Genomic DNA, 26,969 nt, shown 5'->3' with positions numbered 1-26,969 from the left:
CGCCTCCTTCTTCCAGCCGCATTTCCGCACTCAAACGCCGTCCGAATCCGCTAGAAGACGCCCATGAAACTGCCTCGCGACATCGGTCCCATCCATTTCATCGGCATCGGCGGCATCGGCATGTCCGGCATCGCCGAGGTGCTGCTCAACCTCGGCTATAAGGTCCAGGGCTCGGACGCCGCCGAGGGCTACACGATCAAGCGCCTCAAGGATCGCGGCGCCACCATCTCCATCGGCCATGCCGCCGAGAATCTCGGCGCCGCCGAGGTCGTGGTGGTCTCGACCGCCATCCGGAAGGACAATCCCGAGCTCGTCGCCGCGCGCGAGCGGCGCATCCCCGTCGTCCGCCGCGCCGAGATGCTGGCCGAGCTGATGCGGCTGAAATCCTGCGTCGCCATCGCCGGCACGCACGGCAAGACCACCACCACCTCGATGGTCTCGACCCTGCTCGATGCCGGCGGCTTCGACCCGACCATCGTCAATGGCGGCATCATCAACGCGCTCGGCACCAATGCCCGCCTTGGTGCCGGCAACTGGATGGTGGTGGAGGCCGACGAGAGCGACGGCTCCTTCCTGAAGCTGCCCGCCGATGTCGCCATCGTCACCAATATCGATCCCGAGCACCTCGACCATTACGGCAATTTCGACGCCGTCAAGGCCGCCTTCCGCTCCTTCATCGAAAACCTGCCCTTCTACGGATTCGGCGTCATGTGCATCGACCATCCGGTGGTGCAGGACATGGTCGGCTCCATCGCCGACCGCCGCGTCATCACCTATGGCGAGAACCCGCAGGCCGACGTGCGTCTGCTGGACGTCGACCTCTCCGGTGGCCGCTGCCGCTTCAAGGTGCAGTTCCGCGACCGCACCGGCGTCGTGGTCGAGGAGATCGACGACCTCGTCCTGCCCATGCCGGGCCGCCACAACGCGCTGAACGCCACCGCCGCCATCGCGGTCGCCCGCGAGCTCGGCATGGCCGGGCCGCAGATCCGCAAGGCGCTGGCCGGCTTCGGCGGCGTCAAGCGGCGCTTCACCCGCACCGGCGAGTGGAATGGCGCGACCATCTACGACGACTATGGCCACCATCCCGTGGAGATCGCGGCGGTGCTGAAGGCCGCCCGCGCCTCCACCGACAAGCAGGTCATCGCCATCGTCCAGCCGCACCGCTACACGCGGCTCTCCTCGCTCTTCAACGAGTTCTGCACCTGCTTCAACGATGCCGACCACGTCATCGTCGCCGATGTCTACGCGGCAGGCGAACAGCCCATCCCCGGCGCCTCGCGCGACGATCTCGTCTCGGGCCTGAAGATGCGCGGCCACAAGTCGGTCATGCCGATGGAGAGCCCGCAGCGGCTCGCCAGCCTCGTGGCCGGCCTCGCCAAGCCCGGCGACTACGTCATCTGCCTCGGCGCCGGGACGATCACCCAGTGGGCCTATGCCCTGCCGGGCGAGCTCGAAGCCCTGGCGCGAGGGTGAGCGTGTTCGACGACATCACGCCGCTGATCCGCGACCTCGCGCCGGATTTCCGCGGCCGCCTTGCCGCCAACGAGCCGCTGGCACCGCTCACCTGGTTCCGCGTCGGCGGGCCGGCGCAGGTGCTCTGCACGCCTGAAGACGAGGCGGACCTCGCCTATCTCCTGTCGCGCCTGCCGGCCGACCTTCCGGTCATGCCCATCGGCGTCGGCTCCAACCTCATCGTCCGCGACGGCGGTGTGCCGGGCATCGTCATCCGGCTGAGGCCCCGCGGCTTCGGCGAGGTGAGCGTGGAGGGCACGCGCATCCATGCCGGAGCCGTGGCCCCCGACAAGCGCGTGGCGGAGGCCGCGGCGGCGGCAGGCCTCGGCGGGCTGGAATTCTTCTTTGGCATCCCCGGCACGATCGGCGGCGCGCTGACCATGAATGCCGGCGCCAATGGCGGCGAGACCAAGGACGTGCTGGTCGAGGCCCGCGCCGTGGCGCGTGACGGCGAGCAACTGACCTTCTCCAACGCCGCGATGAACTTCACCTATCGCGCTTCCGCCGTCGGCCGCCCGGTGATCTTCACCGGCGCGATCTTCGAGGGCGTGCCGACCGATCTGGCCGTCATCCGCGAGCGCATGGACGCCGTCCAGCATCACCGCGAGACGGTCCAGCCCATCCGCGAGAAAACCGGCGGATCGACCTTCAAGAACCCGCCCGGCCATTCCGCCTGGAAGCTGGTGGACGCCGCCGGCTGCCGCGGCCTGACGCTCGGCGGCGCGCAGGTGTCGCAGATGCATTGCAACTTCCTCATCAACACCGGCACCGCCACCGCCGCCGACATCGAGGCGCTGGGCGAGGAGGTCCGCCGGCGGGTGAAGGAGACCAGCGGCGTCGAACTGCACTGGGAGATCAAGCGGGTGGGCCTTCCGTTGCAAAGAGCGATGGAAACGTGACGCGAAAAGTGGCATATCGAAAGGAAGCGCTGCGCGTGCTCCGTCGAATGCCAGCCAATGAGGCGAGACGGGTCATGCAGAAGATCGACCAGCTGGCCGCCTTTCCGGAGCAACTCGCTCCCCAGGTGAAGCGGCTTCAAGGCCGTCCTGGCTTCAGGCTGCGCGTCGGCGATTGGCGGGTCATCTTCGACGAGGCGGGTGATGTCCTCGACATTCTCGCCATTGGCCCGCGTGGCAGCGTCTATGAGCCCTGAGGAGACCATATGACCCTCGCCAAGCGCATCATCACCCCGGGAGGCGAGGACCTCGTTCTGCTGCCGCGCGCGGAATATGAGCGGCTGGTCGAGGCCGCCGAGGACCTTGCCGACGTTGCCGCCTATGACGAGGCGAAGCGAAAGCTTGCCGCCGGTGAGGACGAGATGGTTCCCGCGGCCATTGCCCTGCGCCTTCTCGGCGACGAGCACCCGGTCAGGGTCTGGCGCGATCATCGCGGCCTCTCGGTGAAGGATCTCGCCGAGGCCGCTCTCATCAGTCCCTCCTATCTCAGCCAGATCGAGACAGGCCGCCGCGAAGGCACGCTGGAGACGATGGCCCGCATCGCCCGGGTGCTGCGCATCGATCTCGACGACCTCGTGCGGCATGGGGACGACGACAACATCGGCGCCGACGGCGCCGCTCCTGGCAATCCATCGTGAAGGTTCGACCATGACCAAACCCCACGTCGCCGTCCTTTATGGCGGCTGGTCCGCCGAGCGCGAGGTGTCGCTGGCCTCCGGCAAGGCCTGCGCCGAGGCCCTCGAGGGCCGCGGCTGGCCGGTGACGCGCATCGATGTCGGGCGCGACATCGCCCAGCGTCTCGTCGCGGTGAAGCCGGACGTGGTGCTGAACGTCACCCATGGCCGCCCCGGCGAGGACGGCACGCTTGCCGGCATCCTCGAGGTCCTGCGCATCCCCTACAGCCATTCCGGCGTCATGGCCTCGGCGCTTTGCATGGACAAGGCCATGGCCAAGACCGTCATGGACGCCGCCGGCATCCCCGTGCCGAAGGGCCTCGTCGTGTCGCGGCGCGAGGCGGCGCGCGAGCATCTGCTGCCCCGTCCCTATGTCATCAAGCCCAACACCGACGGCTCGTCGCTCGGCGTGTTCATCGTCACCAAGGACCACGAGCACCCGCCGCAGGAATTGCATTCGACCGAGTGGTCTTTGGGTGACACCGTGCTGGTCGAGCCCTTTATCGCCGGCAAGGAGCTCACCTGCGCCGTTATGGGCGACCGGGCCCTCGGCGTGATCGAGATCACCTATGCCGGAACCTTCTACGACTACGAGGCGAAGTACACGCCGGGCGGGTCTGCCCACGTGATTCCCGCGCCGCTTAAACCAAATATTTACTCTGAGGTCCAAAGACTGTCCCTCGCAGCGCATCAGGCGCTCGGCTGTAAAGGGGTCAGCCGTGCGGACTTCCGATACGACGATACGCCCGGGGGAACCGGGCAGCTCGTCTGCCTCGAAGTCAACACGCAGCCCGGGATGACCGGGACTTCGCTCGTCCCCGACATGGCCGCTCACGAAGGTATCTCGTTCGCCGAGCTGGTCGAATGGATGGTGTTGGACGCGTCAGTGGATCGTTGACCGCCAGGCTCGCTGGAGCCGGCGCGGACGCGCTCGCCCATGCCAGCGAGAGGTTGCGCCACCGCGCTGCCCCGCGGCGTGACGAGGCGTACGAGTCCTATGCCCGCCCGAGCGCGCTCGCCATGCGGCTGCGGCGCCTCGGCATGCGGATCATGTCGATCCGCCCGCCGCGCCGCGCCGGCCTCCTCGCCACCCTCGCCCTCTTCGTCGCCACCGGCGTCTATGGCGTGCAGCGTGGCGGCCATGGCCCCACCCTGAACGCCGGCCTCCTCGCCCTCGGCGACCAGGCGGCCAATGCCGCCGGCCTCAAGGTCACCGGCGTCCGCCTCACCGGCAACCGCCAGATGAGCCACGAGCACATCCTCGACGTCGCCGGCATCCGCCCCGATTCTTCGGTTCTGTTCTTCGACGCGGATCTCGCCCGCGAGCGGCTGAAGGCCAATCCCTGGCTCGCCGACGCCACGGTGCAGAAGCTCTATCCGGACCAGATCATGATCTCGGTCGTGGAGCGCGAGCCCTTCGCACTCTGGCAGCGCGACGGCCGCATCCACGTCATCTCCGCCGACGGCAAGGTCATCGTCGACCACCTCGATGCCCGCTTCCAGCACCTGCCGCTCATCGTCGGCAAGGGCGCCGAGGAGCGCGCCCGCGAGATCGTCGGCCTTCTGAACGATCACGCCGACGTCGCCAAGGCCGTTCGCGCCGCGGTGCTCGTCGCCGAGCGCCGCTGGACCCTCGTGCTCAAGAACGGCATCGACGTGCGCCTGCCCGACGCCGACCTCGACCGCGCCATGGTGGATCTGGCCAGGCTCGACGCCGAGCGCCGCATCATGACCCGTGACGTCGCGATCATCGACCTGCGCGTGCCCGACCGCGTCTCCGTCCGCCTCACCGAGGATGCGATGAAGGCCCATGAGGCAGCCCTCAAGGAGCGCGAGCGCGACCGCGCCCGCCGCCGCGCCCTGCAGGGGCAGCGCACATGACCATGTCCTTCCGTCACGGCCTGACCCCGAAGATGAAGCCCATTTCGCCGAAGCGTTCGGCGATCATGTGCGTCCTCGACATCGGCACCTCGAAGATCGTCTGCATGATCGTCCGCCTGCGCCCCCGCGAGGGCACGGACATCCTGCCGAACCGCACCCACAAGGCCGAGATCCTCGGCATCGGCCACACCCGCGCCCGCGGCATGAAGGCCGGCGCCGTCGCCGACATGGCCAAGGCCGAGGCGGCCATCCGCCAGGCCGTGGATGCCGCCGAGCGCATGGCCGAGGTCCAGGTCGACCGGGTCATCGCCACGGTTTCCGCCGGCCGCATCGCCTCGGAGCATTACGAGACTCGCGTCACCTGTTCGACGCCACAGGTCACCGACCAGGACCTGCATCGTGTGCTGGAGGCGGCCTCCGACCATTCCATCCGCAAGGGCAGGGCGGTCCTGCACTCCATGCCCGTCGGCTTCCGCCTCGACGAGACGCGCGGCATCAAGGATCCGCGCGGCATGCTCGGCTCCTCGCTCGGCGTCGACATGCACATCGCCACCTGCGATGCCGCCACCGCCCGCAACCTCATGCTCTGCATCGAGCGCTGCCACCTGTCGGTCGAGGCGCTCGTCGCCGCGCCCTTCGCCTCCGGCCTTGCGGTCCTCACCGACGACGAGGCCGAACTCGGCACGGTCTGCCTCGACATGGGCGCCGGCACCACGACGCTGTCGGTCTTCGCTGGCGGCCATTTCGTTCATGCCGACGCCGTGGCGGTGGGCTCGCACCATGTCACCATGGATATCGCCCGCGGCCTCTCCACACGCCTTTCCGACGCCGAGCGCATCAAGGTGCTGAACGGCGCCTGTTTCGTCGCCAAGTCCGACGAGCGCGACATCGTCAACGTCCCCTCCATCTCCGAAGACGACCGTGACATCCCCAATGCCGTGTCGCGGGCGCAGATCATCCGCATCATTCGCCCGCGCATCGACGAGATCCTTGAGATGGTGCGCGACCGCCTGGTCGCCGCGGGATCGGCCGCCGAGGCCGGCCGCCGGCTGGTGCTCACCGGCGGCGGCGCGCAGCTTCCAGGCCTTGCCGATCTCGCCGCCCAGGTCTTTGGCCGCCAGGTCCGGGTCGCCCGGCCGGTCGGCATCACCGGACTTCCCGACAGCGCCAAGGGCCCGCCCTTTGCCGCCGCTGTCGGCCTCAGCGTCTATCCGCAGATCGCGGGAGCCGAGCACTACGAACCGCAGCGGCGCCTTTTCGCCGCGACGGGCACGGATGGCTACTTCTCCCGCGTCGGCCGGTGGATCAGGGACAGTTTCTAGGAGAATTGCCCGTCGCGCGAATGCGGCGGGTTCGTCGAACGTCAGGCCCGGGCGCCGCCGGACCGCAGGACAAGTGATACAAGCGACGTGGCTGTCGCGTGAGTGATTCGAACGAGGCTCATGATGACCATCAACCTGAAGATGCCCGACATTCGGGAACTGAAGCCCCGGATCACCGTGTTCGGCGTGGGCGGCGCGGGCGGCAACGCCGTCAACAACATGATCGAGGGCGGCCTGCAGGGCTGCGACTTCGTCGTCGCCAACACCGACGCCCAGGCGCTGTCCTCCTCCAAGGCCGAGCGCATCATCCAGATGGGCCTCGCCGTCACCTCGGGCCTCGGCGCCGGTTCGCACCCGGAAGTCGGCGCTGCGGCGGCCGAGGAGGTCATCGACGAGATCCGTGACCAGCTCTCCGGCTCGCACATGGCCTTCATCACCGCCGGCATGGGCGGCGGCACCGGCACGGGAGCTGCCCCGGTCATCGCCCGCGTCGCCCGCGAGCTCGGCATACTGACGGTCGGCGTCGTGACCAAGCCCTTCCACTTCGAGGGCGTGCGCCGCATGAAGACCGCGGATGCCGGCATCCTCGAGCTGCAGAAGTCGGTCGACACGCTGATTGTCATCCCGAACCAGAACCTGTTCCGGGTCGCCAACGAGCGCACCACCTTCACCGACGCCTTCGCCATGGCCGACCAGGTGCTCTATTCGGGCGTCGCCTGCATCACCGACCTGATGGTCAAGGAAGGCCTCATCAACCTCGACTTCGCCGACGTCCGCGCCGTCATGCGCGACATGGGCAAGGCGATGATGGGCACCGGCGAGGCCACCGGCGAGCGCCGCGCCATCACCGCTGCCGAGGCGGCGATCGCCAACCCGCTCCTCGACGAGACCTCGATGAAGGGCGCCCGTGGCCTGCTCATCTCCATCACCGGCGGCAAGGACCTCACCCTCTTCGAGGTGGACGAGGCCGCGACCCGCATCCGCGAGGAGGTCGATCCGGAGGCGAACATCATCCTCGGTGCCACCTTCGACAACGCCCTCGACGGCACGATCCGCGTCTCGGTGGTCGCCACCGGCATCGACCTGTCGGCCCAGGCCGCCAACACCCAGACCATTGCCGAGATGACGGCGAAGCTGCGCCAGAGCGCCCAGCGCATCGCCGCCGCCACGACGTCCGCCCCGGCCCCGATCCCGGCCGCCGCGCCGACCCCGGTCATGGAGCTCGCCCCGGCTCCGGCTCCCGTCGCCTACGAGCCGCCGGCTCCTGTTCCGGCCCCCGAGCCGGTCATGACCGCCGCCGAGGTGATGATCCAGCCGGTCGCGCCGAAGCCGGCCCTCTTCACCGAGGCGCCGATCGAGCTCGATCCGGTCCGCATGCCGCCGCGCGACGAGGTCGCCCCGCCGGCCCGCGACTTCATCCCGCCGGCCCCGGAGAAGCCGATGCGCCCGGTGCGCATGCCGACGGCCGAAGAGATGCCGCCCATCGTCCGCGACCAGATGCGCGCCGCCCCGGCAGTTGCCCCGCGGATGCCGGAGAACCCGGTGGAGAAGAAGCGCACTTCGCTGATGGAGAAGCTGCAGTCGATCGGCTTCACCCGCCGTGGCGAGGCCGACACCCCGGCTCCGGCGCCGGTGGCGCCGCGCGCTGCCCCGCCGCTGCAGCCGGCCCGCCCGGTCGCCCAGGCGCCGCGGATGCCGGCCGCTCCTGCCCCGCAGATGCGCCGCGAACCGGCCGGCCTCGACATCCACGGCCGCCCCGCAGCGCAGCAGCCGCGGGCCGAGGAGGATCATCTGGACATCCCGGCCTTCCTCCGCCGCCAGGCCAATTGAGGCGGTCACGATCCCTTACGGTAATTGTTACCGAATCTTGCAGGAAATCACTTCACCCGGGTGCCATGCACCCGGGTAAGTTTTTGTTAACACGTGGTTTTTATTCTCCTAACGCGGTCCGCGAAATGCGTCCGAATTTTGGTAACAGTCGGACATAAACCGTGACTTGGCCCCCCCGGAGGCCCTGTTTATGGTCCCGGCCTCGACGAGCTTGGAAACGGTGAGTGGCGATTCGTTGCGCCGCATCATCGCCGGACCATCCGGCACCCGGTTCGCCAGGTCATGCAAGGGGGCCATCCTGCCCCGACGAGACCCGCAAGGTCTCCCCGGCGGATGGCAGAGACGGTCGGTCATGAAAGCTGCGAAGCAGACGACGGTTCGCGACTCCATCACACTGGACGGAATCGGCGTGCATTCGGGTGCCCGGGTCTCGGTGACTCTCCATCCGGCGGAAGCCGGTTCGGGCATCGCTTTCCTTCGCTCCGACCAGGACCACGCTGAGATCCCCGCCGTTTTCCGCAACGTCTCCTCCGCCGATCTGTCGACCGTCGTCGGCCGGCCCGAGCGCGGCGGCGTCGCCACCGTCGAGCACCTGATGGCCGCCCTTGCCGGCCTCGGCATCGACAATTGCCTCGTCGAGGTGGACGGTCCGGAAATGCCGATCCTCGACGGTTCCGCCGCCCCCTTCGTCGAGGCCATCGACCAGGTCGGCATCATCCTGCAGGACGCCCCCCGCAAGGTGGTGAAGGTCCTCAAGTCGGTGGTGCTGGAGACCGAGCGCGGCGTGGTCGAACTCCATCCCCATGATCGCGGCCTGCGCCTCGAGGTCGAGATCGACTTCGCCAATCCGCTCATCGGCCGCCAGCTCTGCGGCATCGACCTCGATCCGCTGGCCTTCCGCCGCGACATTGCCCGCGCCCGCACCTTCGGCTTCATGCAGGACGTCAGCAAGCTCTGGGCGGTGAACAAGGCCCTCGGCGCCTCGCTCGACAACACGATCGTCGTCGGCGACGACCGCATCCTCAACCCCGAGGGTCTGCGCTACCGCGACGAGTTCGTCCGCCACAAGCTGCTCGACGCCATCGGCGACCTGTCGCTCGCCGGCGCGCCGCTGGTTGGCCGTTTCCGCTCCTATCGCGGCGGCCACCGCCTGAACGTCAAGCTGCTCGAGACCCTCTTCGCCGACCCGACCGCCTATGCGATCGTCGAGCAGGCCCCCCGCCGCGAGCGCGGCCATGCCGATATCGGCGTCTCCGTTCCCGCCTACGGTCCGGACGCTACCTGATCCTTCGCCGCAATTGGGCCTCAACTGCCCGTCAGAACGTGGCCGCCCGGCGATAGCGGCGGGCCCGGTTTTCGTTTATGAGCCGTGCTGGTTCCGTCGGCCCCCCGCCGCGGACCCGCGCCGTAACGTCGAGTGGGAAGGTTCGTGACCGTGCAGATGGATCCTTCGAAGAGCCAGCCTTCGGATCAGGCTCTCGCTGGGCGTCCCGCCCCGTCCCTCGCCCGCCGCGCCATGCTGATGGCGACCGTGGCGGCCCTCGCCGCGCCGCTGGGCGCCTGCGCCAACACGCCCAATTTCGGCAATCTCTTCGGCGGGACCGATTCGGCGAGCCTGCCTGACGAGCCGGCCGAGAAGCTCTACAACGAGGGCATTGCCCTGCAGAACCGGCGCGACTGGCGCCGTGCAGCCCTCAAGTTCATGGAGATCGACCGCACCCATCCCTACACGGAATGGGCCAAGCGGGCGCTCATCATGGCCGCCTATTCCTTCTACGAGTCGCAGGACTACGAGGAGACGATCAACCAGTCCCGCCGCTTCCTGCAGCTCCATCCCGGTGCGCCGGATGCCGCCTATGCCCAGTATCTCCAGGGCGCAGCGCTCTACGATCAGATTCCCGACGTGCAGCGCGATCAGACCCGCACCGAGCGCGCCCTCGTTATTCTCGACGAGGTCACCCGCAAGTGGCCGCAGTCGGAATATGCCATTGCCGCGCGCCGCAAGATCGAGGTCGCCCGCGACCAGCTCGCCGGCCGCGAGATGACGGTGGCGAAATACTATCTCGAGCGCCGCCAGTTCACCGGCGCCATCAACCGCTACCGCACCGTCGTCTCGCAGTTCCAGACGACCCGCCACATCGAGGAGGCGCTGGCCCGCCTGGTCGAGTGCTACATGGCGCTCGGCATCGTCAACGAGGCGCAGACCGCGGCGGCCGTGCTCGGCCACAACTTCCCCGACAGCCAGTGGTACAAGGACTCCTATGCCCTCATCCAGGGCCAGGGCCTGACCCCGCGCGAGGACACCGGCTCGTGGATCAGCCGCGCCTTCCGCCGCATCACCGGCTGAGGCTTCCGTTCGCGCTGCGTTCGCGTTAAGCCGGTGACGCGGGCGCGCTGCCGAATCCGTGCGGCGCCCCGGCTCCTCCGCCGTCGGGATTGCGCGAACCGCCCATGCTCGTCCAGCTTTCGATCCGCGACATCGTCCTGATCGACCGGCTCGATCTGACCTTCGCCGAGGGGCTCTCCGTGCTGACCGGCGAGACCGGCGCCGGAAAGTCCATCCTGCTCGACGCCACCTCCCTTGCCCTCGGGGCCCGCGGCGAAGCCTCGCTCGTCCGCCATGGCCAGGATCAGGGCCAGGTCACCGCCGTCTTCGACGTGCCGCTCGACCATCCGGCGCGGCGCATCGCGGCGGAAGCCGATATCGACACCGAGGGCGACCTCATCCTCCGCCGCATCCAGCTGGCCGACGGCCGCACCCGCGCCTTCGTCAACGACCAGGCGGCGAGCGTCCAGGTGCTGCGCGCCATCGGTGCCGCCCTGGTCGAGATCCACGGCCAGCATGCCGACCGCGCCCTGATGGAGCCTGACGCCCACCGCGCCCTCGTCGACGCCTATGGTGGCCTCGGGGCGGAGGTCGCGAGCGTCCGCGCCGCCTGGCGTTCCTGGCGCGAGGCGACCCGCGCCGTCGACGAGGCGAAGGAGCGGCTCGCCAAGGCGCGCGCCGATGGCGATTTCCTGCGCCACGCCGTCGAGGAACTGGCGAAGTTGAAACCCGAGGCCGGCGAGGAGACCGACCTCGCGGCGCGCCGCCAGTCCATGATGGCCTCGGAGAAGATCGCCTCCGACCTCGCCGAGGCCCTCGACGTGCTGACGGGGCCGGCCTCGGCTGTTCCATCGCTCGCCGCCGCCTGGCGTCGGCTGGAGCGCCGCGCCGCCCAGGCCCCGGCTCTCGTCGAGCCCATCGTGAAAGCCTTTGGCGAGGCCCTCGACCGCATCGAGGATGCCCGGGCCGCCGTGGAGACGGCGCAACGCGCCTCCGAATTCGATCCGCGCGAGCTGGAGCGCATCGAGGAGCGCCTGTTCTCGCTGCGTGCCGCCTCGCGCAAATATGCCGTGCCGGTGGATGGGCTCGCGGACCTCGCGGCGCGCTATGTCGCCGATGTCGCGGCTCTCGATGCCGGCGAGGACCGGCTCGTGGCGCTGGAAAAGGCGGCGATGCAGGCAGGCTCAGCCTATGCCAAGGCGGCCACGGCCCTCTCGGCGAAGCGCAAGGCCGCAGCCAAGCGTCTCGACGTCGCGGTCAATGCTGAGCTCGGTCCCCTCAAGCTCGACCGTGCCCGCTTCATGACCGAGATCGTCGAGGACGGCTCCGGCGCCGAGGGCACGGACCGCGCCGAATTCTGGGTCCAGACCAATCCGGGCACCCGTCCCGGCCCGATGATGAAGGTCGCCTCGGGCGGCGAACTCTCGCGCTTCATGCTGGCGCTGAAGGTGGTCCTCGCCGACCAGGGCTCGGCGCCGACCCTCGTCTTCGACGAGATCGATACCGGCGTCGGCGGCGCGGTGGCGGATGCCATCGGCCAGCGGCTGTCGCGGCTCGGCGCGAAGGTGCAGGTGCTCTCGGTCACCCATGCGCCGCAGGTCGCCGCCCGCGCGACGCGGCACTACCTCATTGCCAAGGAGACGGCCGGCCAGAAGGTCGCGACCCGGGTGAAGCCGCTCGGCTACGACCTACGCCGCGAGGAGCTGGCGCGCATGCTCGCCGGCGAGACCATCACCGACGAGGCCCGCGCTGCGGCCGAGAAGCTGCTCAAGGTCGGCTGAGCGGAACGGGGAGGGGAGCCGCTGGGTTCTCTGGCCACCAGACACTCCACCCGGGCCCTGAGGAGCGCTGCTTGACCATCCCCCGCCTCGCCGCCGCGCTTCTGGCTCTCCTCGCCCTCGCCGTCCCCAGCCGCGCCGATCCCGCCGCCGTCACCGCCTGCCGCGGCGCGCCCGGCACCATCCGCGTCACGGGCTCCACCCTCTGCTTCACCGGCGACATCGATGCCGGCTCCGCTGCCCGCGCCACCGCATTGCTCCCGACCCCCGGCCTCACGACGCTGGTCGTCGCCTCCGATGGCGGCGAGGTCACCGCCGCCATCCGCCTCGCCCGGGCGATTCGCGCCCGCGGCCTTATGCTCGTCGTCGACGACCGCTGCGCCTCCTCCTGCGCCAATTTCCTCTTCCCCGCCGCCCGCACCAAGGCGGTGGCCGACCGCGGGCTGCTCGTCTTCCACGGCGGCATCGCGCCCGGCGCCTTCGGCGGCCTGTTCGGCGGCGGCGAAGAGCGCGAACTGCTGGCGCTGACCCGCGCCTTCTTCCGCGAGATCGGCGTCGATGGCGCGATCACCTACGACCCATCCTATCGCCGCGACCCGCGCTCCGGCGTCCGCGACCTCGCGGAGGAATGGACCGCAACCCCCGCGGCGCTTGCCCGTTTCGGCATGACCGGCATCGTCCAGATGTGGTGGCCCTCGAACGAGGCTGTGCTGCGCGAGGCCGCGCGCCGCGGCATGCGCCTCGGCATCGTCGAGTGATGCCAGTGGCTGGCAACATCGGCCCTTGCCGGCGCCACCCCGCCCTCTATCGTTCTGGCGCGCGCCCAAGCCTCTTGGAAATCCGCTCATCCTCAGGGCATGACGGGCGGGCGCTTCCGCCTCCACTGCCGAGTTCGTCATGTCGCGATCCCTCAGTCCCGCCGTTCCCGTCGAAAGCCTCTCCGCCGAGGAGGCCCGGGCCGAGCACGAGCGCCTCGGTGAAGCCCTCGCCGAGGCGGACCGGCAGTACTACCAGGACGATGCGCCGACCCTCACCGACGCCGAATACGACGCCCTGCGTCGTCGCTACGAGGAGATCGAGGCGGCCCATCCGGCGCTGCGGACACCTGAGAGCCTCTCCGAGCGCGTCGGCGCCGCGCCCTCGGGAAAGTTCGGCAAGGTCGCCCATGCGGTCCCGATGCTCTCCCTCGGCAATGCTTTTGCCGACGAGGAGGTGACCGATTTCGTCGGCCGCGTCCGCCGCTTCCTCGGCCTCGAGGCCGAGGCCCCGGTGGCCATGACCGCCGAGCCGAAGATCGACGGCCTGTCCTGCTCGCTGCGCTATCTCGGCGGCCGCCTCGCGGTCGCCGCCACCCGCGGCGACGGCGCGGTCGGCGAGGACGTCACCGCCAATATCCGCACCATCCACGAGATCCCGCAGGTGCTGCAGGGCGCGCCGGAGGTCCTGGAGGTGCGCGGCGAGGTCTATCTCTCCCACGAGGATTTCCGCCGCATCAATGCCCGGCAGGAGGAGCGCGGCCTGCCGCCCTTCGCCAATCCCCGCAACGCTGCCGCCGGCTCGCTGCGCCAGCTCGACCCGCGCATCACCGCCGAGCGCCCCCTGCGCTTCTTCGCCTATGCCTGGGGGGAGATTGCGCCCGCCCGGCCACGCGACACCCAATCCGGCATGGTGAAGTGGTTCGGCGAGCTTGGGTTCCCCACCAATTCGCTCACCGTGGTCTGCGAGAGCGCAGAAGAGCTGCTGGCCCATTACCGCCGCATCGGCGCCATGCGGGCGACCCTCGGCTATGACATCGATGGCGTCGTCTACAAGGTCGACGACCTCGCCCTCCAGGCGCGCCTCGGTTTCGTCTCGCGCTCGCCGCGCTGGGCCATCGCCCACAAATTCGCGGCGGAGAAGGCGACGACCATCCTCGACGCCATCGACATCCAGGTCGGCCGCACCGGCGCGCTCACCCCCGTCGCCAAGCTGCGCCCGGTCACCGTCGGCGGCGTTGTCGTCTCCAATGCGACGCTCCACAACGAGGACTACATCAAGGGCATCGGCACCGACGGCGAGCGGTTCCGCGAGCAGGACATCCGCGTCGGCGATACGGTCATCGTCCAGCGCGCCGGCGACGTCATCCCCCAGGTCCTCGACGTGGTGGCGGAGAAGCGCCCCGCCGACGCCAGACCCTATGCCTTCCCGTCGACCTGTCCCGCCTGCGGCAGCCCGGCCATCCGCGAGGAGGGCGAGGCTGTCAGGCGCTGCACCGGCGGCTTCGCCTGCTCGGCGCAGGCGTTGGAGCGGCTCCGGCACGTCGTCTCCCGCCGCGTCCTCGACATCGAGGGCCTCGGGGCGGAGCGGCTGCCCTTCTTCTACGATGACCCCGACCTGCCGATCCGCGAGCCCGCTGACATTTTCACCCTGGCGCAGCGGGACGGGGCGAACCTCAAGAAGCTCAAGGACAAGGAGGGCTTCGGCGCGCTCTCGGCCAAAAACCTCTTCGACGCCATCGAGGCGAGCCGCACCGTGCCGCTCGACCGGCTCATCGCCGCGCTCGGTATCCGCCATGTCGGCGAGACCACGGCCCGCGTCCTCGCCCGCGCCTATGGCACCTGGCAGTCGTTCCACGATGCCGCGGTGCGCGTCGCCGATGGTGATGCCGATACCCGCCACGAGCTCGATTCGCTCGACCAGATCGGCGATGCGGTGATCGACGCGCTCGCCGCCTATTTCGCCGAGCCGCGCAACCGCGCCATGGTCGAGCGGCTGGTGGCCGAACTCACGGTCCAGGAGGCGGAGAAGCCGAAATCCGACACCCCCGTCGCCGGCAAGACCGTGGTCTTCACCGGTTCGCTCGAGAAGATGACCCGCGACGAGGCCAAGGCCATGGCCGAGCGGCTGGGCGCCAAGGTCGCCGGGTCGGTGTCGAAGAAGACCGATTACGTCGTCGCAGGGCCCGGCGCGGGCTCCAAACTCGACAAGGCGCGTGACCTCGGCGTCATCGTCATGACCGAGGACGAGTGGTTCGAACTCGTGAAATAAGATTGCGGATTCAGATCCTTAACGGATCGTTTTCACAAGCCATGCGCGGAATGCAAGGCTGATTGTGCGCTGCACAACTTGAAAAATCGCTGCACTGCAACAAAATAGGTCTTGTCGAAAGGGAGGAAGCCTCGAGGTCGTCCACTCTTTCAGAGGAGAGACCACCATGGCTACCATTGCGCTCGACAAGATCGCTTCCGCCGCTCCGGCCGAGAAGGCCGTCACGTCCACGAAGTCCGACAAGCCCGGTTTCTGGCGTTCGCTCTACAATTCCATCGTGGAGGCGCAGGAGCTGCGCGCCGCCACCTATGTGCACGGCTATCTGGCCCACCTGTCGGACGACGAGCTCGCCCGCCACGGCATGACCCGTGACCAGATGATCCGCCGCACCCGTTCCATGATGGCGTCCGTCTGACGGACATCGCCTGACCCCAGAACGTCGGGATGCCGGCCTCGCCTTGGCGGGGTCGGCTCTCGCCGTCTCCGCGCCCCGAAGGAGGGCACCCCCATGTTCTTCGCCACGATCGCCCGCTATCTCAACGCCTTCCGCCGCGCCCGCGCCGAGCGCCTGGCGCGCGAGGCCATGACCGTGGTCTCCGCCGACGAACTGCGCCGCGCCGGGATCATGACGACGCTCGGCGGCTCCTACACGCTCCCGTTCGCGCGCTGATTGCGGCGCTGATTTCGGGCGCTGAAGCTCAGCCCTTCCGCCGGATGCCGATGACCTGGCCGACGCCCTCCGGGCGCGGCCTTTCCGCATCCGCCGCGTGCCACGCGGTCAGCCGCGCCATGATGTCGTCCGGGAAGGGCGCAGGCCGGCGCGAGGCCATGTCGACATGGATGGAGATCGATTCCATCGTCGCCGACAGCCAGCCCTCGTCCGCATGGACCAGCTCCATCCAGTAGTGGATGCGCTTCGGGTCGAGATCGAGGATGCGCAGGCGCATCCGCACCCGGTCGGCGAGGCTGATCTCGCGGAGGTAGCGCACATGCGCCTCCAGCGCGAAAAAGCTCATCTGGCGCGTCTCGACATAGGCGCGCGACAGGCCGATCCGCTCGAACAGGATGTCGAGCCCCTCGTCGAACAGCTTGACGTAGAAGGCGACGTTCACGTGGCCGTTATAGTCGATCATCTCCGGCCGCACGGCCATGGGCGGGGTGATGGCAAGGCCCGTGTCGGGGCAGAGGTCGAAGAGGCTCATGGCTCCGGCTTAGCGGATGGCGCGGGGGACCGGCAATGCCGCCGCGCGGGGGAGGGGGCTGCCGCGGCCTCCTGAGGATACCGGCCGGCACCGCCTCATCAGGCGAGGCGCAACCCCACCTCTCCCCGGTGGGGAGAGGTCGGCCGAAGGCCGGGACAGGGGGCTGGGCCCGATCCAACGAAATCTCCCCCTCTCCCGCCTCGCTTCGCTCGTCGACCTCTCCCCGCCGGGGAGAGGTGTGCCGTGCATCGGCCGGGCGAAGCTGCTCAAGGCACCCTCCCGACCGACGGCCTTTGCGTGGCCCCCGCGAGTGCCTAATGTCCGCCTCCCACCACTCCGCGCCGTCAGACGGAGCGAAGCGAGGACCGCCTGATGCTGCCTGAGACGCCCGCCACCCGCACCCGCCCGTCGCCGGAGACCGTCGCCGCGGTGGTCGGCGAGCTCCAGGCGCGCTTCGGCAACCGCGCGGTGACCTCGCAGGCGGTGCGCCAGCAGCATGCCCATACCCTCACCTGGATCGAGAACCAGCCGCCGGACGTCGTCGTCTTCGCCGAGAGCACCGAGGATTGCGTGGCGGTGATGCAGATCGCGGCGGCCCATGCCATGCCGGTCATTCCGTTCGGCACCGGCTCGTCGCTGGAGGGCCACGTCAACGCGCCCTTCGGCGGCATCTCCGTCGACACCTCGCTGATGAAGCGCATCATCGAGGTCCATGCCGAGGATCTCGACGTCGTGGTCGAGCCCGGCGTCACCCGCAAGCAGCTCAACGAATACCTGCGCGACATGGGGCTGTTCTTCCCCATCGATCCCGGCGCCGATGCCTCCATCGGCGGCATGGCGGCGACCCGCGCCTCCGGCACCAATGCCGTGCGCTACGGCACGATGAAGGACAATGTCATCGCCCTGGAAGTGGTGCTGCCGAACGGCGAGGTGATCGACACCGCGCGCCGCGCCCGCAAGACCTCCGCCGGCTACGACCTCACCCGCCTCTTCGTCGGCTCCGAGGGCACGCTCGGCATCATCACGAAGATCACCCTCAAGCTGCACGGCATCCCCGAGGCCATCTCGGCGGCGACCTGCACCTTCCCGACCGTGAAGGACGCGGCCGACGCCACCATCGTCGCCATCCAGACCGGCATCCCCATGGCGCGCATCGAGCTCCTCGACGAGGTGCAGGTCGGCGCGGTCAACGCCTATTCGAAGCTCTCCCTGCCCGAGAAGCCGCTGCTCCTGCTGGAGTTCCACGGCACGGACGCCGGCGTCGCCGAACAGGTCGAGCGCTTCCGGGCGATCGCCGACGATTATGGCGCCGGCGACTTCCAGTGGGCGGCGAAGGCCGAGGACCGCACCCGCCTCTGGCAGGCCCGGCACGATGCCTATTGGGCGGCCATGGCGCTCCGGCCCGGCTGGAAGGGCCAGTCATCGGATGTCTGCGTGCCGATCTCGCGGCTCGCCGAATGTATCGATGAAACCAAGAAGGACATCGAGGCGAGCGGCCTCATCGCCCCCATCGTCGGCCATGTCGGCGACGGCAATTTCCACGTCCTGCCGCTGATGGACGAGAGCGATCCGGCGAGTGTCGAGGCCTGCAAGGCCTTCATGGGCCGCATCGTCGAGCGGGCGCTCGCCATGGAGGGCACCTGCACCGGCGAGCACGGCGTCGGCCAGGGCAAGATGAAATACCTCGCCGCCGAGCATGGCGACGCGGCGCTGGCCCTGATGGTGTCGCTGAAGCGCGCCGTGGACCCGCAGAACATCATGAACCCCGGCAAAATGGCGGGGTGAGAGGGGCTCAGCCCCGGCGCTCGTGGCGCCGCAGCCAGCTCGCCGCATAGCCGCAGAGCGGCACGATGCTGCGCGACTCTTCGCCCGCGACGGCGACGATGCGCTCCATCAGCCGTCCCGCCGCGCCGGTGCCGCGCAACGCCGGCTCGGCCTCCACATGCTCGATGACGAGGCGGTCGTCCTGGCGGCGGTAGCGCGCGAAGGCGATCCGCCCGTCGACATCAAGTTCGAAGCGCCCGCGCGCCTGATCGTCCCGGAAGCTGTCGGCCATGGTCTCCTCCTCAGCCTTGGGGACGATATGGGGGGCCCTTGGTGACGGTGGCTAGCGCCAGGCCAGCAGCGCAGCCCTGCTGCGCGGGCGGGGAACCGTCGGCCTGAGGCCAGGGCCGCCCCGTCCTCCGCACGCGTCTTCGCGCGGACTGCGCCCGTTAGAACGAGCAGCCGTAGGGCGCCATCACCTGCCGGAGCTGGGCGCTCTGCGCGGTGCAGACCGAGTCGAGCTGCTGGCGCGCCTGGCCGTCGCGGGCAAACTCCCGCCAGGTGCCGCGCAGCTGGGTGATCTGCTGGGAGAAGGCACCGCGCTGGGCTTCCGGCACCTTGGTGGTGATGCAGGCCTCGTAGTCGTTGATGAAGCGGTCGCAGGAGGGCACGCCGATCTCGTTCGCCCCTTGCGCGAGGCTCGCGGTGGCGCCGGCGCCGACCAGAACGAGGGTCGCGAGCAGACGGGTGGTGATGCGCATGGATCATGTCCTTGTGGGAGCGGCGCCCGAGGGCTCCGCGACGGGGCGGACCTTTCCGTCCTGTCGGTTTCCTCAGCGTGCCGCCGACCGGCCCCGACGTTGCGCAGTTTTCAGCCAGCCGTCGCGGCGCTGAAACAGCCGCCTGTTCCAAAGCAGCCGGGCTGATGAGCGGGACCGTGGCAAGGACCGCCACTTGTATGGCATGCTGGTCGCCCAAGGCCGCAATGGTCGGATCGGGGGGCAGGGGATGCGACGCTGGCTGTCAGGCCTTGCGGCCGTCACAACGATGCTGGCGATGACGTCGATGCTGGCCCTGTTGGCCGCGGCGCCCCTTGCGGCGCGCGAATTCCGCGTCGCCGATACCCAGCCCGCCGACTATCCCACGGTGAAGGCGCTGGAGCTGATGGGTCGCCTCATCACCGAGCGCACCAACGGACGCCACACGCTCCGCATCTTCCATTCGCGCCAGCTCGGCGAGGAGAAGGAGACGATCGAGCAGACCCGCATCGGCGCCATCGACATCAACCGCACCAATGTCGCGCCGCTGGCGAGCTTCATCCCGGAAGCGAACATCCTCGCCCTGCCGTTCCTCTTCCGCTCGGTGGACCACCTCCACGCCGTGCTCGACGGGCCGGTCGGCGACGACATCCTTGCGAGTTTCGAGCGCTACGGCCTCATCGGCCTCGCCTTCTATGATTCCGGCGCGCGCTCCATCTACAACTCCGCCCGGCCCATCCGCCGCGTCGAGGACCTGAAGGGCCTGCGCATCCGCGTCCAGCAGTCGGACATGATGGTGGAGATGATGCGGGCGCTGGGGGCCGAGCCGGTGGCGCTGCCCTATGGCCAGGTCACGGTGAGCCTCACCACCGGCCTCATCCACGGCGCCGAGAACAACTGGCCCTCCTACGTCACCACCGATCATTTCCGCGCCGCGCGCCACATCACCCTCACCGAGCACACGATGAGCCCGGAAGTGCTGGTCGTGTCGAAGAAGTGCTGGGAAGAGCTGACGCCCGAGGAACAGGTGATCTTCCGGGCCGCCGCGCGGGAATCGGCGCTCGCCATGCGCGGTGAGTGGCAGAAGCTCGAGGCTGCCTCCCGCCGCGAGGCCGAGGCGCAGGGCGTCTCCGTCGTCACGCTCCAGGACCGGTCCGGCTTCGAGACGGCGGTGCGCCCCATTGTCGACCGCTATGCCTCCGAGCCTTCGCTCGCCGCCCTCGTCGCGCGCATCCGCCAGGCGAAGTGATGGCAGCGAGCGGAGCGGCAGTGCAGGCCCGGCCGGTCAAGCGCAGCATCAGCGGCCGGCTCGACTGGGCATCGGAGCAGTTCCGCCGCATCCCCGTGCGCTGGCGCATCGCCACCATCGTCATCCTGAACCTTGCCTTCATCACGCTGCTGATGCTGCTCATCGCCTCGGGCGCGCGGGCCATTCGCTCCGCCTGGGACGACCTGCAGGAGGCCCGCCGGATCGACCGCCTGCTGTCCTCCATTGAGAATGACGCCGGACGGCTGCAGACCCTCATCCACCGCTATTTCGCTTTGCCGAACGAGACCGTGCTGAACGAGATCGAGCAACGGCGCAAAGCGCTCCTCGCCAAGCTCGCCATCGAGCAGGAAATCGACCTCGCCCTGCAGAACCCGGCCCGCTCGGTCTCCTCCGTCACCGAGCGCTTCATGCTCGGCTTCGACGAGTTGCGCTCGGTGCGCGAGACCATCTCCTCCATCTACGAGAACGAGATCCGCAAGCCCGCGAGCGAACTCTCCCAGCTCTATGCCGTGGTCGAGACGGCCATGAACGACCGCGCCGCGCTCATCGCGCCCTCACTCGGCAAGTCGCGCGAGGCCTTCACCATCTTCCTCGTCGCCATCAACGACTATTATCTCACCCAGTCGGTGCAGGCGCAGCGCGAGGCCTCCCGCTCCATCGAGGTGATCCAGGCGACCGCCCCGGTCATGGTCGATCTGGCGGAGACCGAGTTCCAGCGCGCGGCGCTGAAGACCCTGCTGGAGCGCACCACGGCGCTGCGCGCCGGCTTCGGCCGGATGATCCAGGTCCTCGGCATGCAGAACCGCCTCCTGCAGGTGGAGATCGACGGCAACCAGGCGGTCATGGCGACCGTCATCCAGGAGGTGGCCGAGCGCGTCCGCGCCAAGGAGGACGCCGCCCAGGCGCGCCTCGACGAGACGCTGCGCATCGTCTTCGTCCAGGCGGTCGGCATTGCCGGCATCTTCCTCGCCATCGTCGCGGTGATCTGGACGCTCATCGCGCGCTCCATCCGCGTGCCGCTCGACGATCTCGCCGGCAGCATGAACGCCATCGTCGCCGGCGACCTTGCCCGCCAGCCCGCCGGTCTCACCGCCGCCGACGACCTCGGCCGCATGGCCCGCGACGTCGAGGTCTTCCGCCAGAATGCCATCGAGAAGCAGAAGGCCGAGCGCGACCTCGTCGCCGCCAAGAACCGCGCCGAGACCGCGCTGTCGGAACTGCGCGACACCCAGCAGAGCCTCGTCGAGGCCGAGAAGCTCGCCGCCCTCGGCGGCCTCGTCGCCGGCGTCGCCCACGAGGTCAACAACCCCATCGGCATCTCGCTCACCGTCGCCTCGACCCTGGCCCGCCGCGTCGATGACTTCGCCGCCGATGTCGAGCGCGGCGAATTGCGCCGCTCCCGCCTCACCGAATTCGTCCAGGGCAGCCGCGAGGCGGCGAACCAGCTCGCGCTCAACCTCCAGCGCGCCGGCGAGATGATCCAGGCCTTCAAGCAGGTGGCGGTGGACCGCAGCCATGCCGACCGCCGCGCCTTCGATCTCGCCGAGGCCACCGACCAGATCGTCGCGAGCCTCCGGCCGACGCTGCGCCGCGCGCCGGTCCAGCTCGAGGTCTCGGTGCCCGCCGGCATCGTCCTCGACAGCTATCCCGGCCCCTATGGCCAGGTCGTCACCAACCTCTTCATCAATGCCCTCACCCACGCCTTCCCGGAGGGGCGCAACGGCACTTTCGCCATCGCTGCGGTGCAGGAGGGCGACCACGTCGTCATCACCTTCCGCGACGACGGCATCGGCATGTCAGCCGAGGTGCAGCGTCAGGCCTATGACCCGTTCTTCACCACCAAGCGCGGGGAGGGCGGCACGGGCCTTGGCCTCAACATCGTCTTCAACATCGTGACACGCCGGCTCGGCGGGCGTATTGCCCTGTCCTCGACGCCCGGCGCCGGTACGACCTTCCGCATCGTCCTGCCGCTGGTCGCGCCGCAGGAGCCCGACCGTCAGGACCCCGCATGACGTCCGAGAACGACGCCGAGATGCGCATGACGCCCGAGGACGACGATCTCGTCGCCATCCTTGAGGACGGACCCGTCGCCGACGTGGCGGCCATGGGCCGCTGGAAGGTCGCCATCATCGACGACGATCCGGCCGTCCATTCCGGCACCAAATATGCGCTGTCGGACTACCAGCTCGCCGGCAACCGGCTCGACCTCCACTCCGCCTTCTCCGCCGCCGAGGGCCGCAGCCTGCTCGCCCGCCATCCCGACATGGCGGTGGTGCTGCTCGACGTGGTGATGGAGAGCGACGGCGCCGGCCTCGACCTCGTCGAATACATCCGCAAGGAGCTCGGCAATGACACGGTGCGCATCATCCTGCGCACCGGCCAGCCCGGCCAGGCGCCGGAGCGGCAGGTCATCGTCGACTACGACATCAACGACTACAAGGCGAAGACCGAGCTCACCGGCGACAAGCTCTTCACCTCGCTCACCGCCGCCCTGCGCAGCCACCAGCAGCTCATCCGCCTCACCGAGATGCGCCGCGGCCTCGAGGCCATCGTCGGTGCCTCCGCCCGCATCTACGGCCTGCCCGGCGGCGAGCGCCTCGCCGCCGCCGTCCTCGCGGAAGCCGCCGCCCTCGTCGGCCAGTGCGGCGAGGGCGCCGTGGTCATGCGCGAGGCCGGCGCAACCCGCGTCCTTGCCGCCCGCAACGCCATGGGCGAGCTCTCCGGCCGCGTCCTGCCCGGCCGCGTCGCCGATCTCGTCGGCCGCACCTTCGCTGCCGGCGCCTCGCTCGCCGGCGGCCATGATGTCGGCGTCATGCTGCATACCGCCGGTGGCCGCGATGTCGTCGTGGCCCTCGTCTGCGAGGAGCCGCCGACCGAGACAGAGGCCGCCTTGCTCGGCGTCTTCTGCGGCAGCCTGCCGGCCGCCTTCGACACGGTCCTGCTCTACGAGCAGCTCCAGGCCGCCAATGCCACGCTGGAAAAGCGCGTCGCCGACCGCACCCGCCAGCTCACCGCCGCCAACGAGCGGCTGAAGGCCCAGTGGCAGCGGCTGAAGCGCACCAACGACCACAAGGCCGAGGTGCTCGGCACCGTCGCCCATGACCTGAAGAATCCGCTCGGCGTCATCCTCGGCCGCTCCGAGATGATGAACGAGCTGCTCGGTCTCGATCCGCCCAATATCGACCGCGCCCGCGGCCAGATCGAGCAGATCCGCTCCTCGGTCGCCCGCATGACCTCGATGGTGGACGAGCTCCTCGCCGACGCCATGCTCGACGCCGAGGACGTGCAGCTGCGCTTCGCCGAGATCGACACCGCCGCCATCGTCGGCGCGGTCCTCGATGCCAATGTGCCGCTCGCCGACCGCAAGGGCCAGCTCCTGCTCTATCATGGCCCCGACAGCCTGACCGGCCGCGGCGATCCGGACCGCCTGCGCGAGGCCATCGACAACCTCGTCTCCAATGCGGTGAAATATTCCCCGCCCGGCGGGCGTATCACCGTGACGCTCGCGGCTTCCGAATCCGGCCATGCCATCGCCGTCACCGACAGTGGGCCGGGCCTGACGCCCGAGGACCAGCAGCGGCTGTTTGGCCGCTTCCAGCGCCTCTCCGCGACGCCGACCGGCGGCGAGAGCTCCACCGGCCTCGGCCTGTTCATCTGCCGCCGCATCGTCGAGCTGCATGGCGGCCGCATCACCGCCGCCAATGCGGCGCCGGGGCGCGGCGCCACCTTCACCATCGTCCTGCCGCCCTTGACCCCCGGAGGGCCGTCCTGATGGCCGGCGAGCTCATCGCCGTCGTCGACGACGAGGCCCCGGCCCGCGAGATGGTCGGCGACTACCTGACGCTGCACGGCTATCGCACCCTGCTCTGCGACGGCGGCGAGGCCCTGCGCGCCGCGATGGCGACCGAGCGCCCCGCCCTCGTCGTCCTCGACCTCAACATGCCCGGCGAGGACGGCCTGTCCGTGGTGCGCGACCTGAAAGGCCGCATGGCCATTCCCGTCATCATGCTCACCGCCACGGCGAGCCCCGACGACCGCATCACCGGCCTCGAGATCGGCGCCGACGACTATCTCGCCAAGCCCTGCGAGCTGCGCGAGCTGCTCGCCCGTGTCCGGGCGCAGTTGCGCCGCGCCGCCGCCCCCTCCGAGGCGCCCGGCCTGCCGGGCGGCCGCGAGCAGGTGCCCTTCGGCACCAAGGTGCTGGACCTCGCCGCCCATGTGCTGCGCGACGCGGAGGGGCAGGATCATCCGCTCACCACCTCCGAATTCGCCCTGCTGAAAGCCTTCGCCGACAATCCCCGCCGCGTCCTGTCGCGCGACAAGCTGCTGGACCTTGCCGGCGCCCGCGATCCGGAAGCCTTCGACCGCGCCATCGACGTGCGCATTACCCGCATCCGCCGCAAGATCGAGCCGGATGCCGACCGCCCCGCCTATATCAAGACCGTGCGCGGCGCTGGCTACATGTTCATGCCCGAGGGCGAGGCCGGCTGAGGCGCGGCCCCGTGCACGCTCCCACGCAACATTCGGCCCGCCCGCGAAACATCGGCGACCCCGTGGCGACACCCGGCCGCAAGGCTTGAAACCTTCGTGCCTGCGCTGAAACGCGGGTGGAAACACCGCAACACGCCTGCGAAAATCCCGGCCCCTAGAACGTCACTGTCCCGATGAGACGGGCGGCGCGAAAAAGTCCTGAACCTTTTTCGCCCCCGCAGCGACTGAAAGGGAGACCGGCCCAAGAAGGGCGCTGCACAAGGGGGATCGCAGATGAACAGGATGTCGAAACTTCTCGGCTTCGCTCTTTTCGCCGGCTGCGGCCTCGCCGTGGGCCTCGTCGCGATGCCCGATGGCCGCGCCTCGGTCTCGGGTCCGGTGCTGCATGTCAGCCCCTCCAAGGGCGACCTCGACCATGCGCACGGCGCCTTCGACACCTTCCGCAACCGCCTCGACCAGGCGCCGCGGCAGGACGAGGCCGCCGGCAAGCAGGCCGCCATCCGCGGCGAGCGCGCCGACTGCGCCCGCCATACCTGGCCCTACATCCCGCAGGCCTGCCAGACCTCCGCCTCCGGCGGCCATCTGCGCCAGATCCGCACCGTCGCCCTCGATCAGACCACCAACTGATCGCCCCCCGCTCCCGACCTCGGACCCACGACCATGAACCGCCGCTTCTTCCTCTCCGCCGGCATCGCCGCCGCTGCCACCGCCGCCGCCACCGCGGCCTCTGCCAACCCCTTCGCCAATGTGGTGATGTTCGACCCCGACACCCGCGAGCCGCTGATCTCCCGCCCGCACGCGGCCGTCGCCCAGGCCAATGCCATCCCGCGCGAGATCGTCGCCTATCACGGCGGCGAGGTCCCCGGCACGGTCGTCGTCGACACCAATGCCCGCCGCCTCTATCTCGTCATGCCCGGCGGCCAGGCCATGCGCTACGGCGTCGGCGTCGGCCGCCCCGGCTTCGAATGGGGCGGCTCGCAGACCATCACCCGCAAGGCCGAGTGGCCGGACTGGCGCCCGCCCGTCCAGATGCTGCAGCGCCGCCCCGACCTGCCGCGCTACATGGCCGGCGGCCCGGACAATCCGCTCGGCGCCCGCGCCATGTATCTCGGCTCCTCGCTCTACCGCATCCACGGCTCCAACGAGCCGCACACGATCGGCCAGGCCGTCTCCTCCGGCTGCTTCCGCATGACCAACGAGGACGTCGTCGACCTCTACGACCGCGTCCGCGTCGGCACCCGGGTCGTCGTCCTGCGCTGATCCTTCGTTCTTTCGCCGTGCATGCCTGCCTGACCTCACACCTCGCCCCGATGGCCCCGCCATCGGGGCCTTTTCTTGCGGTGGTTGCGGGGGCGGAGCAGGGGCCGGCGGGCCGGCTTCGCGACCGGTCGCCGCGCCTGTGGATCAATCGGCGCAAGGAGGGTGGACAGCCCCGGCGCTTGCCTCTATAAGCCGGCCCGCGCTGCAGCGGATCGTCATCTGACGGTCACGCCCCGCGGTCGCCCGGGTAGCTCAGTTGGTAGAGCATGCGACTGAAAATCGCAGTGTCGGTGGTTCGATTCCGCCCCCGGGCACCATTTTCCTGAACACCTCAGCTTCATCGGCCCGACAGCGCGCAGGTCGTGTCGCGCATAAACGCGCACCGCCTATTCGCATTTCCTCTTCGTCATTCCCCCTTCCGCCTTCCCCCCTCCCGGCGCACACTCTCCCAGCCCCGCCTGCCGAGCCGCGCCCATGATTCCCGATCCGCTGGCGATCCTCGCCGTCGTCGTCCTGCTGCTGCCGCAGGCCTATTTCCTCTTCGCCTCGCCGAGCTTTCTCTTCGTCTCGCTGGCCATTCCCGGCGTGACGGTGCTGCTGCGCGTGCTCTTCGGCTTCTACCTGCGCCTATTGCAGATGGCCGCCGGCGCCTCGGCGCTGGCCTTCGCGGCGAGCGGCCGCTTCGCCGTGGCGCTGGTGCCGGTGGCGGTTGGCGGCGGCGCGCTCGTCGCGCGCCAGGCCCTGCTCGCCGGCTTCGACAGGGGTGTTGAGGCGCGCGATGCCGGCGAGCCCGCGGGCGTCGAGCGGCTGCGCCAGCTCCACTGGCTCGCCATGATCGGCAATATCGCCCTGCTCGCCGGCCTGCTCCTCGCCTTCCCGCGGATCGTCACCCCGTCCTGAGGGGAGGGGCGCGCCGCC

At 69.5% G+C, this 26,969-nt stretch carries 26 protein-coding genes and 1 tRNA gene; 24 read left to right on the top strand and 3 right to left on the bottom strand.

All coding sequences use genetic code 11. The features are described from left to right. The first annotated feature begins 63 nt into the window (after window positions 1-63). The 15 genes from murC to O9344_RS00910 all read left to right on the top strand — a co-directional run bounded on the left by murC (window position 64) and on the right by O9344_RS00910 (window position 15,976). A complete protein-coding gene (murC, locus tag O9344_RS00980; protein WP_298471731.1) occupies window positions 64-1,473 on the top strand; it encodes a UDP-N-acetylmuramate--L-alanine ligase in 1,410 nt (469 codons plus the stop codon). Window positions 1,474-1,475: 2 nt separating this feature from the next. Beyond that, on the top strand, window positions 1,476-2,411 hold the full coding sequence (gene murB, locus O9344_RS00975) for a UDP-N-acetylmuramate dehydrogenase (RefSeq protein ID WP_298471730.1): 936 nt from the start codon (window positions 1,476-1,478) through the stop codon (window positions 2,409-2,411). Next, a complete protein-coding gene (locus O9344_RS00970; protein ID WP_363321897.1) occupies window positions 2,408-2,665 on the top strand; it encodes a type II toxin-antitoxin system RelE/ParE family toxin in 258 nt (85 codons plus the stop codon). The genes murB and O9344_RS00970 overlap by 4 nt, the downstream gene beginning before the upstream one ends. A 9-nt stretch (window positions 2,666-2,674) precedes the next feature. Continuing rightward, window positions 2,675-3,106 (top strand): helix-turn-helix transcriptional regulator, encoded by a 432-nt coding sequence (locus O9344_RS00965; protein ID WP_298471728.1) that lies wholly within the window; start codon window positions 2,675-2,677, stop codon window positions 3,104-3,106. 10 nt (window positions 3,107-3,116) lie between these two features. Continuing rightward, complete coding sequence (locus O9344_RS00960; RefSeq protein WP_298471726.1) at window positions 3,117-4,040, top strand: D-alanine--D-alanine ligase; 924 nt, start codon at window positions 3,117-3,119, stop codon at window positions 4,038-4,040. Further along, on the top strand, window positions 4,037-5,023 hold the full coding sequence (locus O9344_RS00955; RefSeq protein ID WP_298471723.1) for a cell division protein FtsQ/DivIB: 987 nt from the start codon (window positions 4,037-4,039) through the stop codon (window positions 5,021-5,023). The genes O9344_RS00960 and O9344_RS00955 overlap by 4 nt, the downstream gene beginning before the upstream one ends. Before the next feature lie 2 nt (window positions 5,024-5,025). Next, a complete protein-coding gene (gene ftsA, locus O9344_RS00950; protein ID WP_298471800.1) occupies window positions 5,026-6,345 on the top strand; it encodes a cell division protein FtsA in 1,320 nt (439 codons plus the stop codon). A gap of 123 nt (window positions 6,346-6,468) precedes the next feature. After that, window positions 6,469-8,175, top strand: a complete 1,707-nt coding sequence (gene ftsZ, locus O9344_RS00945) for a cell division protein FtsZ (protein WP_298471797.1) — start codon at window positions 6,469-6,471, stop codon at window positions 8,173-8,175. Window positions 8,176-8,527: 352 nt separating this feature from the next. Next, window positions 8,528-9,460, top strand: a complete 933-nt coding sequence (gene lpxC, locus O9344_RS00940; RefSeq protein WP_298471721.1) for a UDP-3-O-acyl-N-acetylglucosamine deacetylase — start codon at window positions 8,528-8,530, stop codon at window positions 9,458-9,460. A gap of 150 nt (window positions 9,461-9,610) precedes the next feature. Beyond that, a complete protein-coding gene (locus O9344_RS00935; RefSeq protein WP_298471719.1) occupies window positions 9,611-10,522 on the top strand; it encodes an outer membrane protein assembly factor BamD in 912 nt (303 codons plus the stop codon). Window positions 10,523-10,626: 104 nt separating this feature from the next. After that, entirely contained in the window at window positions 10,627-12,282 is a 1,656-nt protein-coding gene (gene recN, locus O9344_RS00930) for a DNA repair protein RecN (protein ID WP_298471717.1), read from the top strand. Between the two features lie 71 nt (window positions 12,283-12,353). Continuing rightward, the gene (locus tag O9344_RS00925) at window positions 12,354-13,037 is read left to right on the top strand and encodes a hypothetical protein (RefSeq protein WP_298471715.1); all 684 of its coding nucleotides are present in this window, start codon (window positions 12,354-12,356) and stop codon (window positions 13,035-13,037) included. Between the two features lie 139 nt (window positions 13,038-13,176). After that, window positions 13,177-15,306: an NAD-dependent DNA ligase LigA gene (gene ligA / locus O9344_RS00920; protein ID WP_298471712.1), complete on the top strand. Its 2,130-nt coding sequence runs from the start codon at window positions 13,177-13,179 to the stop codon at window positions 15,304-15,306. Window positions 15,307-15,472: 166 nt separating this feature from the next. Continuing rightward, window positions 15,473-15,721: a hypothetical protein gene (locus O9344_RS00915; protein WP_298471709.1), complete on the top strand. Its 249-nt coding sequence runs from the start codon at window positions 15,473-15,475 to the stop codon at window positions 15,719-15,721. A gap of 93 nt (window positions 15,722-15,814) precedes the next feature. Beyond that, the gene (locus O9344_RS00910) at window positions 15,815-15,976 is read left to right on the top strand and encodes a hypothetical protein (RefSeq protein WP_170118142.1); all 162 of its coding nucleotides are present in this window, start codon (window positions 15,815-15,817) and stop codon (window positions 15,974-15,976) included. 28 nt (window positions 15,977-16,004) lie between these two features. On the opposite strand, the gene O9344_RS00905 is transcribed toward O9344_RS00910, so the two are convergent. Beyond that, window positions 16,005-16,508 (bottom strand): thioesterase family protein, encoded by a 504-nt coding sequence (locus tag O9344_RS00905; protein WP_298471700.1) that lies wholly within the window; start codon window positions 16,506-16,508, stop codon window positions 16,005-16,007. A 372-nt stretch (window positions 16,509-16,880) separates the two neighbouring features. Between O9344_RS00905 and O9344_RS00900 the strand changes: the two genes are divergently transcribed. Continuing rightward, on the top strand, window positions 16,881-18,293 hold the full coding sequence (locus O9344_RS00900) for an FAD-linked oxidase C-terminal domain-containing protein (protein ID WP_298471698.1): 1,413 nt from the start codon (window positions 16,881-16,883) through the stop codon (window positions 18,291-18,293). Window positions 18,294-18,300: 7 nt separating this feature from the next. On the opposite strand, the gene O9344_RS00895 is transcribed toward O9344_RS00900, so the two are convergent. Both O9344_RS00895 and O9344_RS00890 read right to left on the bottom strand, forming a co-directional pair. Next, the gene (locus O9344_RS00895) at window positions 18,301-18,564 is read right to left on the bottom strand and encodes a GNAT family N-acetyltransferase (RefSeq protein ID WP_363321896.1); all 264 of its coding nucleotides are present in this window, start codon (window positions 18,562-18,564) and stop codon (window positions 18,301-18,303) included. Between the two features lie 157 nt (window positions 18,565-18,721). Next, window positions 18,722-19,033: a hypothetical protein gene (locus tag O9344_RS00890; protein ID WP_298471696.1), complete on the bottom strand. Its 312-nt coding sequence runs from the start codon at window positions 19,031-19,033 to the stop codon at window positions 18,722-18,724. Between the two features lie 286 nt (window positions 19,034-19,319). Here O9344_RS00890 and O9344_RS00885 point away from each other — a divergent pair, with 286 nt between their 5' ends. From O9344_RS00885 to O9344_RS00850, 8 genes are all read left to right on the top strand, one after another. Next, complete coding sequence (locus O9344_RS00885; RefSeq protein WP_298471790.1) at window positions 19,320-20,279, top strand: TRAP transporter substrate-binding protein; 960 nt, start codon at window positions 19,320-19,322, stop codon at window positions 20,277-20,279. Then, window positions 20,279-22,312, top strand: a complete 2,034-nt coding sequence (locus tag O9344_RS00880) for a HAMP domain-containing sensor histidine kinase (RefSeq protein WP_298471694.1) — start codon at window positions 20,279-20,281, stop codon at window positions 22,310-22,312. The genes O9344_RS00885 and O9344_RS00880 overlap by 1 nt, the downstream gene beginning before the upstream one ends. After that, entirely contained in the window at window positions 22,309-24,072 is a 1,764-nt protein-coding gene (locus tag O9344_RS00875) for an ATP-binding protein (protein WP_298471693.1), read from the top strand. The genes O9344_RS00880 and O9344_RS00875 overlap by 4 nt, the downstream gene beginning before the upstream one ends. Beyond that, window positions 24,069-24,791 (top strand): response regulator, encoded by a 723-nt coding sequence (locus O9344_RS00870; protein ID WP_298471787.1) that lies wholly within the window; start codon window positions 24,069-24,071, stop codon window positions 24,789-24,791. Before O9344_RS00875 ends, O9344_RS00870 begins: the two co-directional genes overlap by 4 nt. A gap of 282 nt (window positions 24,792-25,073) precedes the next feature. Then, window positions 25,074-25,418: a hypothetical protein gene (locus O9344_RS00865; protein ID WP_298471691.1), complete on the top strand. Its 345-nt coding sequence runs from the start codon at window positions 25,074-25,076 to the stop codon at window positions 25,416-25,418. Window positions 25,419-25,451: 33 nt separating this feature from the next. Further along, on the top strand, window positions 25,452-26,051 hold the full coding sequence (locus O9344_RS00860) for a L,D-transpeptidase (protein WP_298471689.1): 600 nt from the start codon (window positions 25,452-25,454) through the stop codon (window positions 26,049-26,051). 241 nt (window positions 26,052-26,292) lie between these two features. Continuing rightward, window positions 26,293-26,368 (top strand) — tRNA-Phe (locus tag O9344_RS00855). A 157-nt stretch (window positions 26,369-26,525) separates the two neighbouring features. Further along, window positions 26,526-26,951 carry a hypothetical protein gene (locus tag O9344_RS00850; protein WP_298471687.1) on the top strand — a complete coding sequence of 142 codons (426 nt, stop codon included), beginning with the start codon at window positions 26,526-26,528 and terminating at the stop codon, window positions 26,949-26,951. The last annotated feature ends 18 nt before the right edge of the window (window positions 26,952-26,969 follow it).

Source organism: Phreatobacter sp., assembly GCF_027532945.1.
Lineage (GTDB): Bacteria > Pseudomonadota > Alphaproteobacteria > Rhizobiales > Phreatobacteraceae > Phreatobacter.
The sequence above is the reverse complement of the archived record's forward strand: the minus strand, read 5'-3'. Positions and strand labels throughout refer to the sequence as shown.

Coding starts and splice junctions, on each gene's coding strand:
- O9344_RS00900 (WP_298471698.1), top strand. CDS start 16,881: ATGCTGCCTGAGACGCCCGCCACCCGCACCCGCCCGTCGCCGGAGACC.
- O9344_RS00905 (WP_298471700.1), bottom strand. CDS start 16,508: ATGAGCCTCTTCGACCTCTGCCCCGACACGGGCCTTGCCATCACCCCG.
- O9344_RS00850 (WP_298471687.1), top strand. CDS start 26,526: ATGATTCCCGATCCGCTGGCGATCCTCGCCGTCGTCGTCCTGCTGCTG.
- lpxC (WP_298471721.1), top strand. CDS start 8,528: ATGAAAGCTGCGAAGCAGACGACGGTTCGCGACTCCATCACACTGGAC.
- O9344_RS00875 (WP_298471693.1), top strand. CDS start 22,309: ATGACGTCCGAGAACGACGCCGAGATGCGCATGACGCCCGAGGACGAC.
- O9344_RS00860 (WP_298471689.1), top strand. CDS start 25,452: ATGAACCGCCGCTTCTTCCTCTCCGCCGGCATCGCCGCCGCTGCCACC.
- ftsA (WP_298471800.1), top strand. CDS start 5,026: ATGTCCTTCCGTCACGGCCTGACCCCGAAGATGAAGCCCATTTCGCCG.
- O9344_RS00880 (WP_298471694.1), top strand. CDS start 20,279: ATGGCAGCGAGCGGAGCGGCAGTGCAGGCCCGGCCGGTCAAGCGCAGC.
- O9344_RS00885 (WP_298471790.1), top strand. CDS start 19,320: ATGCTGGCGATGACGTCGATGCTGGCCCTGTTGGCCGCGGCGCCCCTT.
- O9344_RS00890 (WP_298471696.1), bottom strand. CDS start 19,033: ATGCGCATCACCACCCGTCTGCTCGCGACCCTCGTTCTGGTCGGCGCC.
- recN (WP_298471717.1), top strand. CDS start 10,627: ATGCTCGTCCAGCTTTCGATCCGCGACATCGTCCTGATCGACCGGCTC.
- O9344_RS00965 (WP_298471728.1), top strand. CDS start 2,675: ATGACCCTCGCCAAGCGCATCATCACCCCGGGAGGCGAGGACCTCGTT.
- murC (WP_298471731.1), top strand. CDS start 64: ATGAAACTGCCTCGCGACATCGGTCCCATCCATTTCATCGGCATCGGC.
- O9344_RS00895 (WP_363321896.1), bottom strand. CDS start 18,564: ATGGCCGACAGCTTCCGGGACGATCAGGCGCGCGGGCGCTTCGAACTT.
- O9344_RS00960 (WP_298471726.1), top strand. CDS start 3,117: ATGACCAAACCCCACGTCGCCGTCCTTTATGGCGGCTGGTCCGCCGAG.
- ligA (WP_298471712.1), top strand. CDS start 13,177: ATGTCGCGATCCCTCAGTCCCGCCGTTCCCGTCGAAAGCCTCTCCGCC.
- O9344_RS00910 (WP_170118142.1), top strand. CDS start 15,815: ATGTTCTTCGCCACGATCGCCCGCTATCTCAACGCCTTCCGCCGCGCC.
- ftsZ (WP_298471797.1), top strand. CDS start 6,469: ATGACCATCAACCTGAAGATGCCCGACATTCGGGAACTGAAGCCCCGG.
- O9344_RS00865 (WP_298471691.1), top strand. CDS start 25,074: ATGTCGAAACTTCTCGGCTTCGCTCTTTTCGCCGGCTGCGGCCTCGCC.
- O9344_RS00915 (WP_298471709.1), top strand. CDS start 15,473: ATGGCTACCATTGCGCTCGACAAGATCGCTTCCGCCGCTCCGGCCGAG.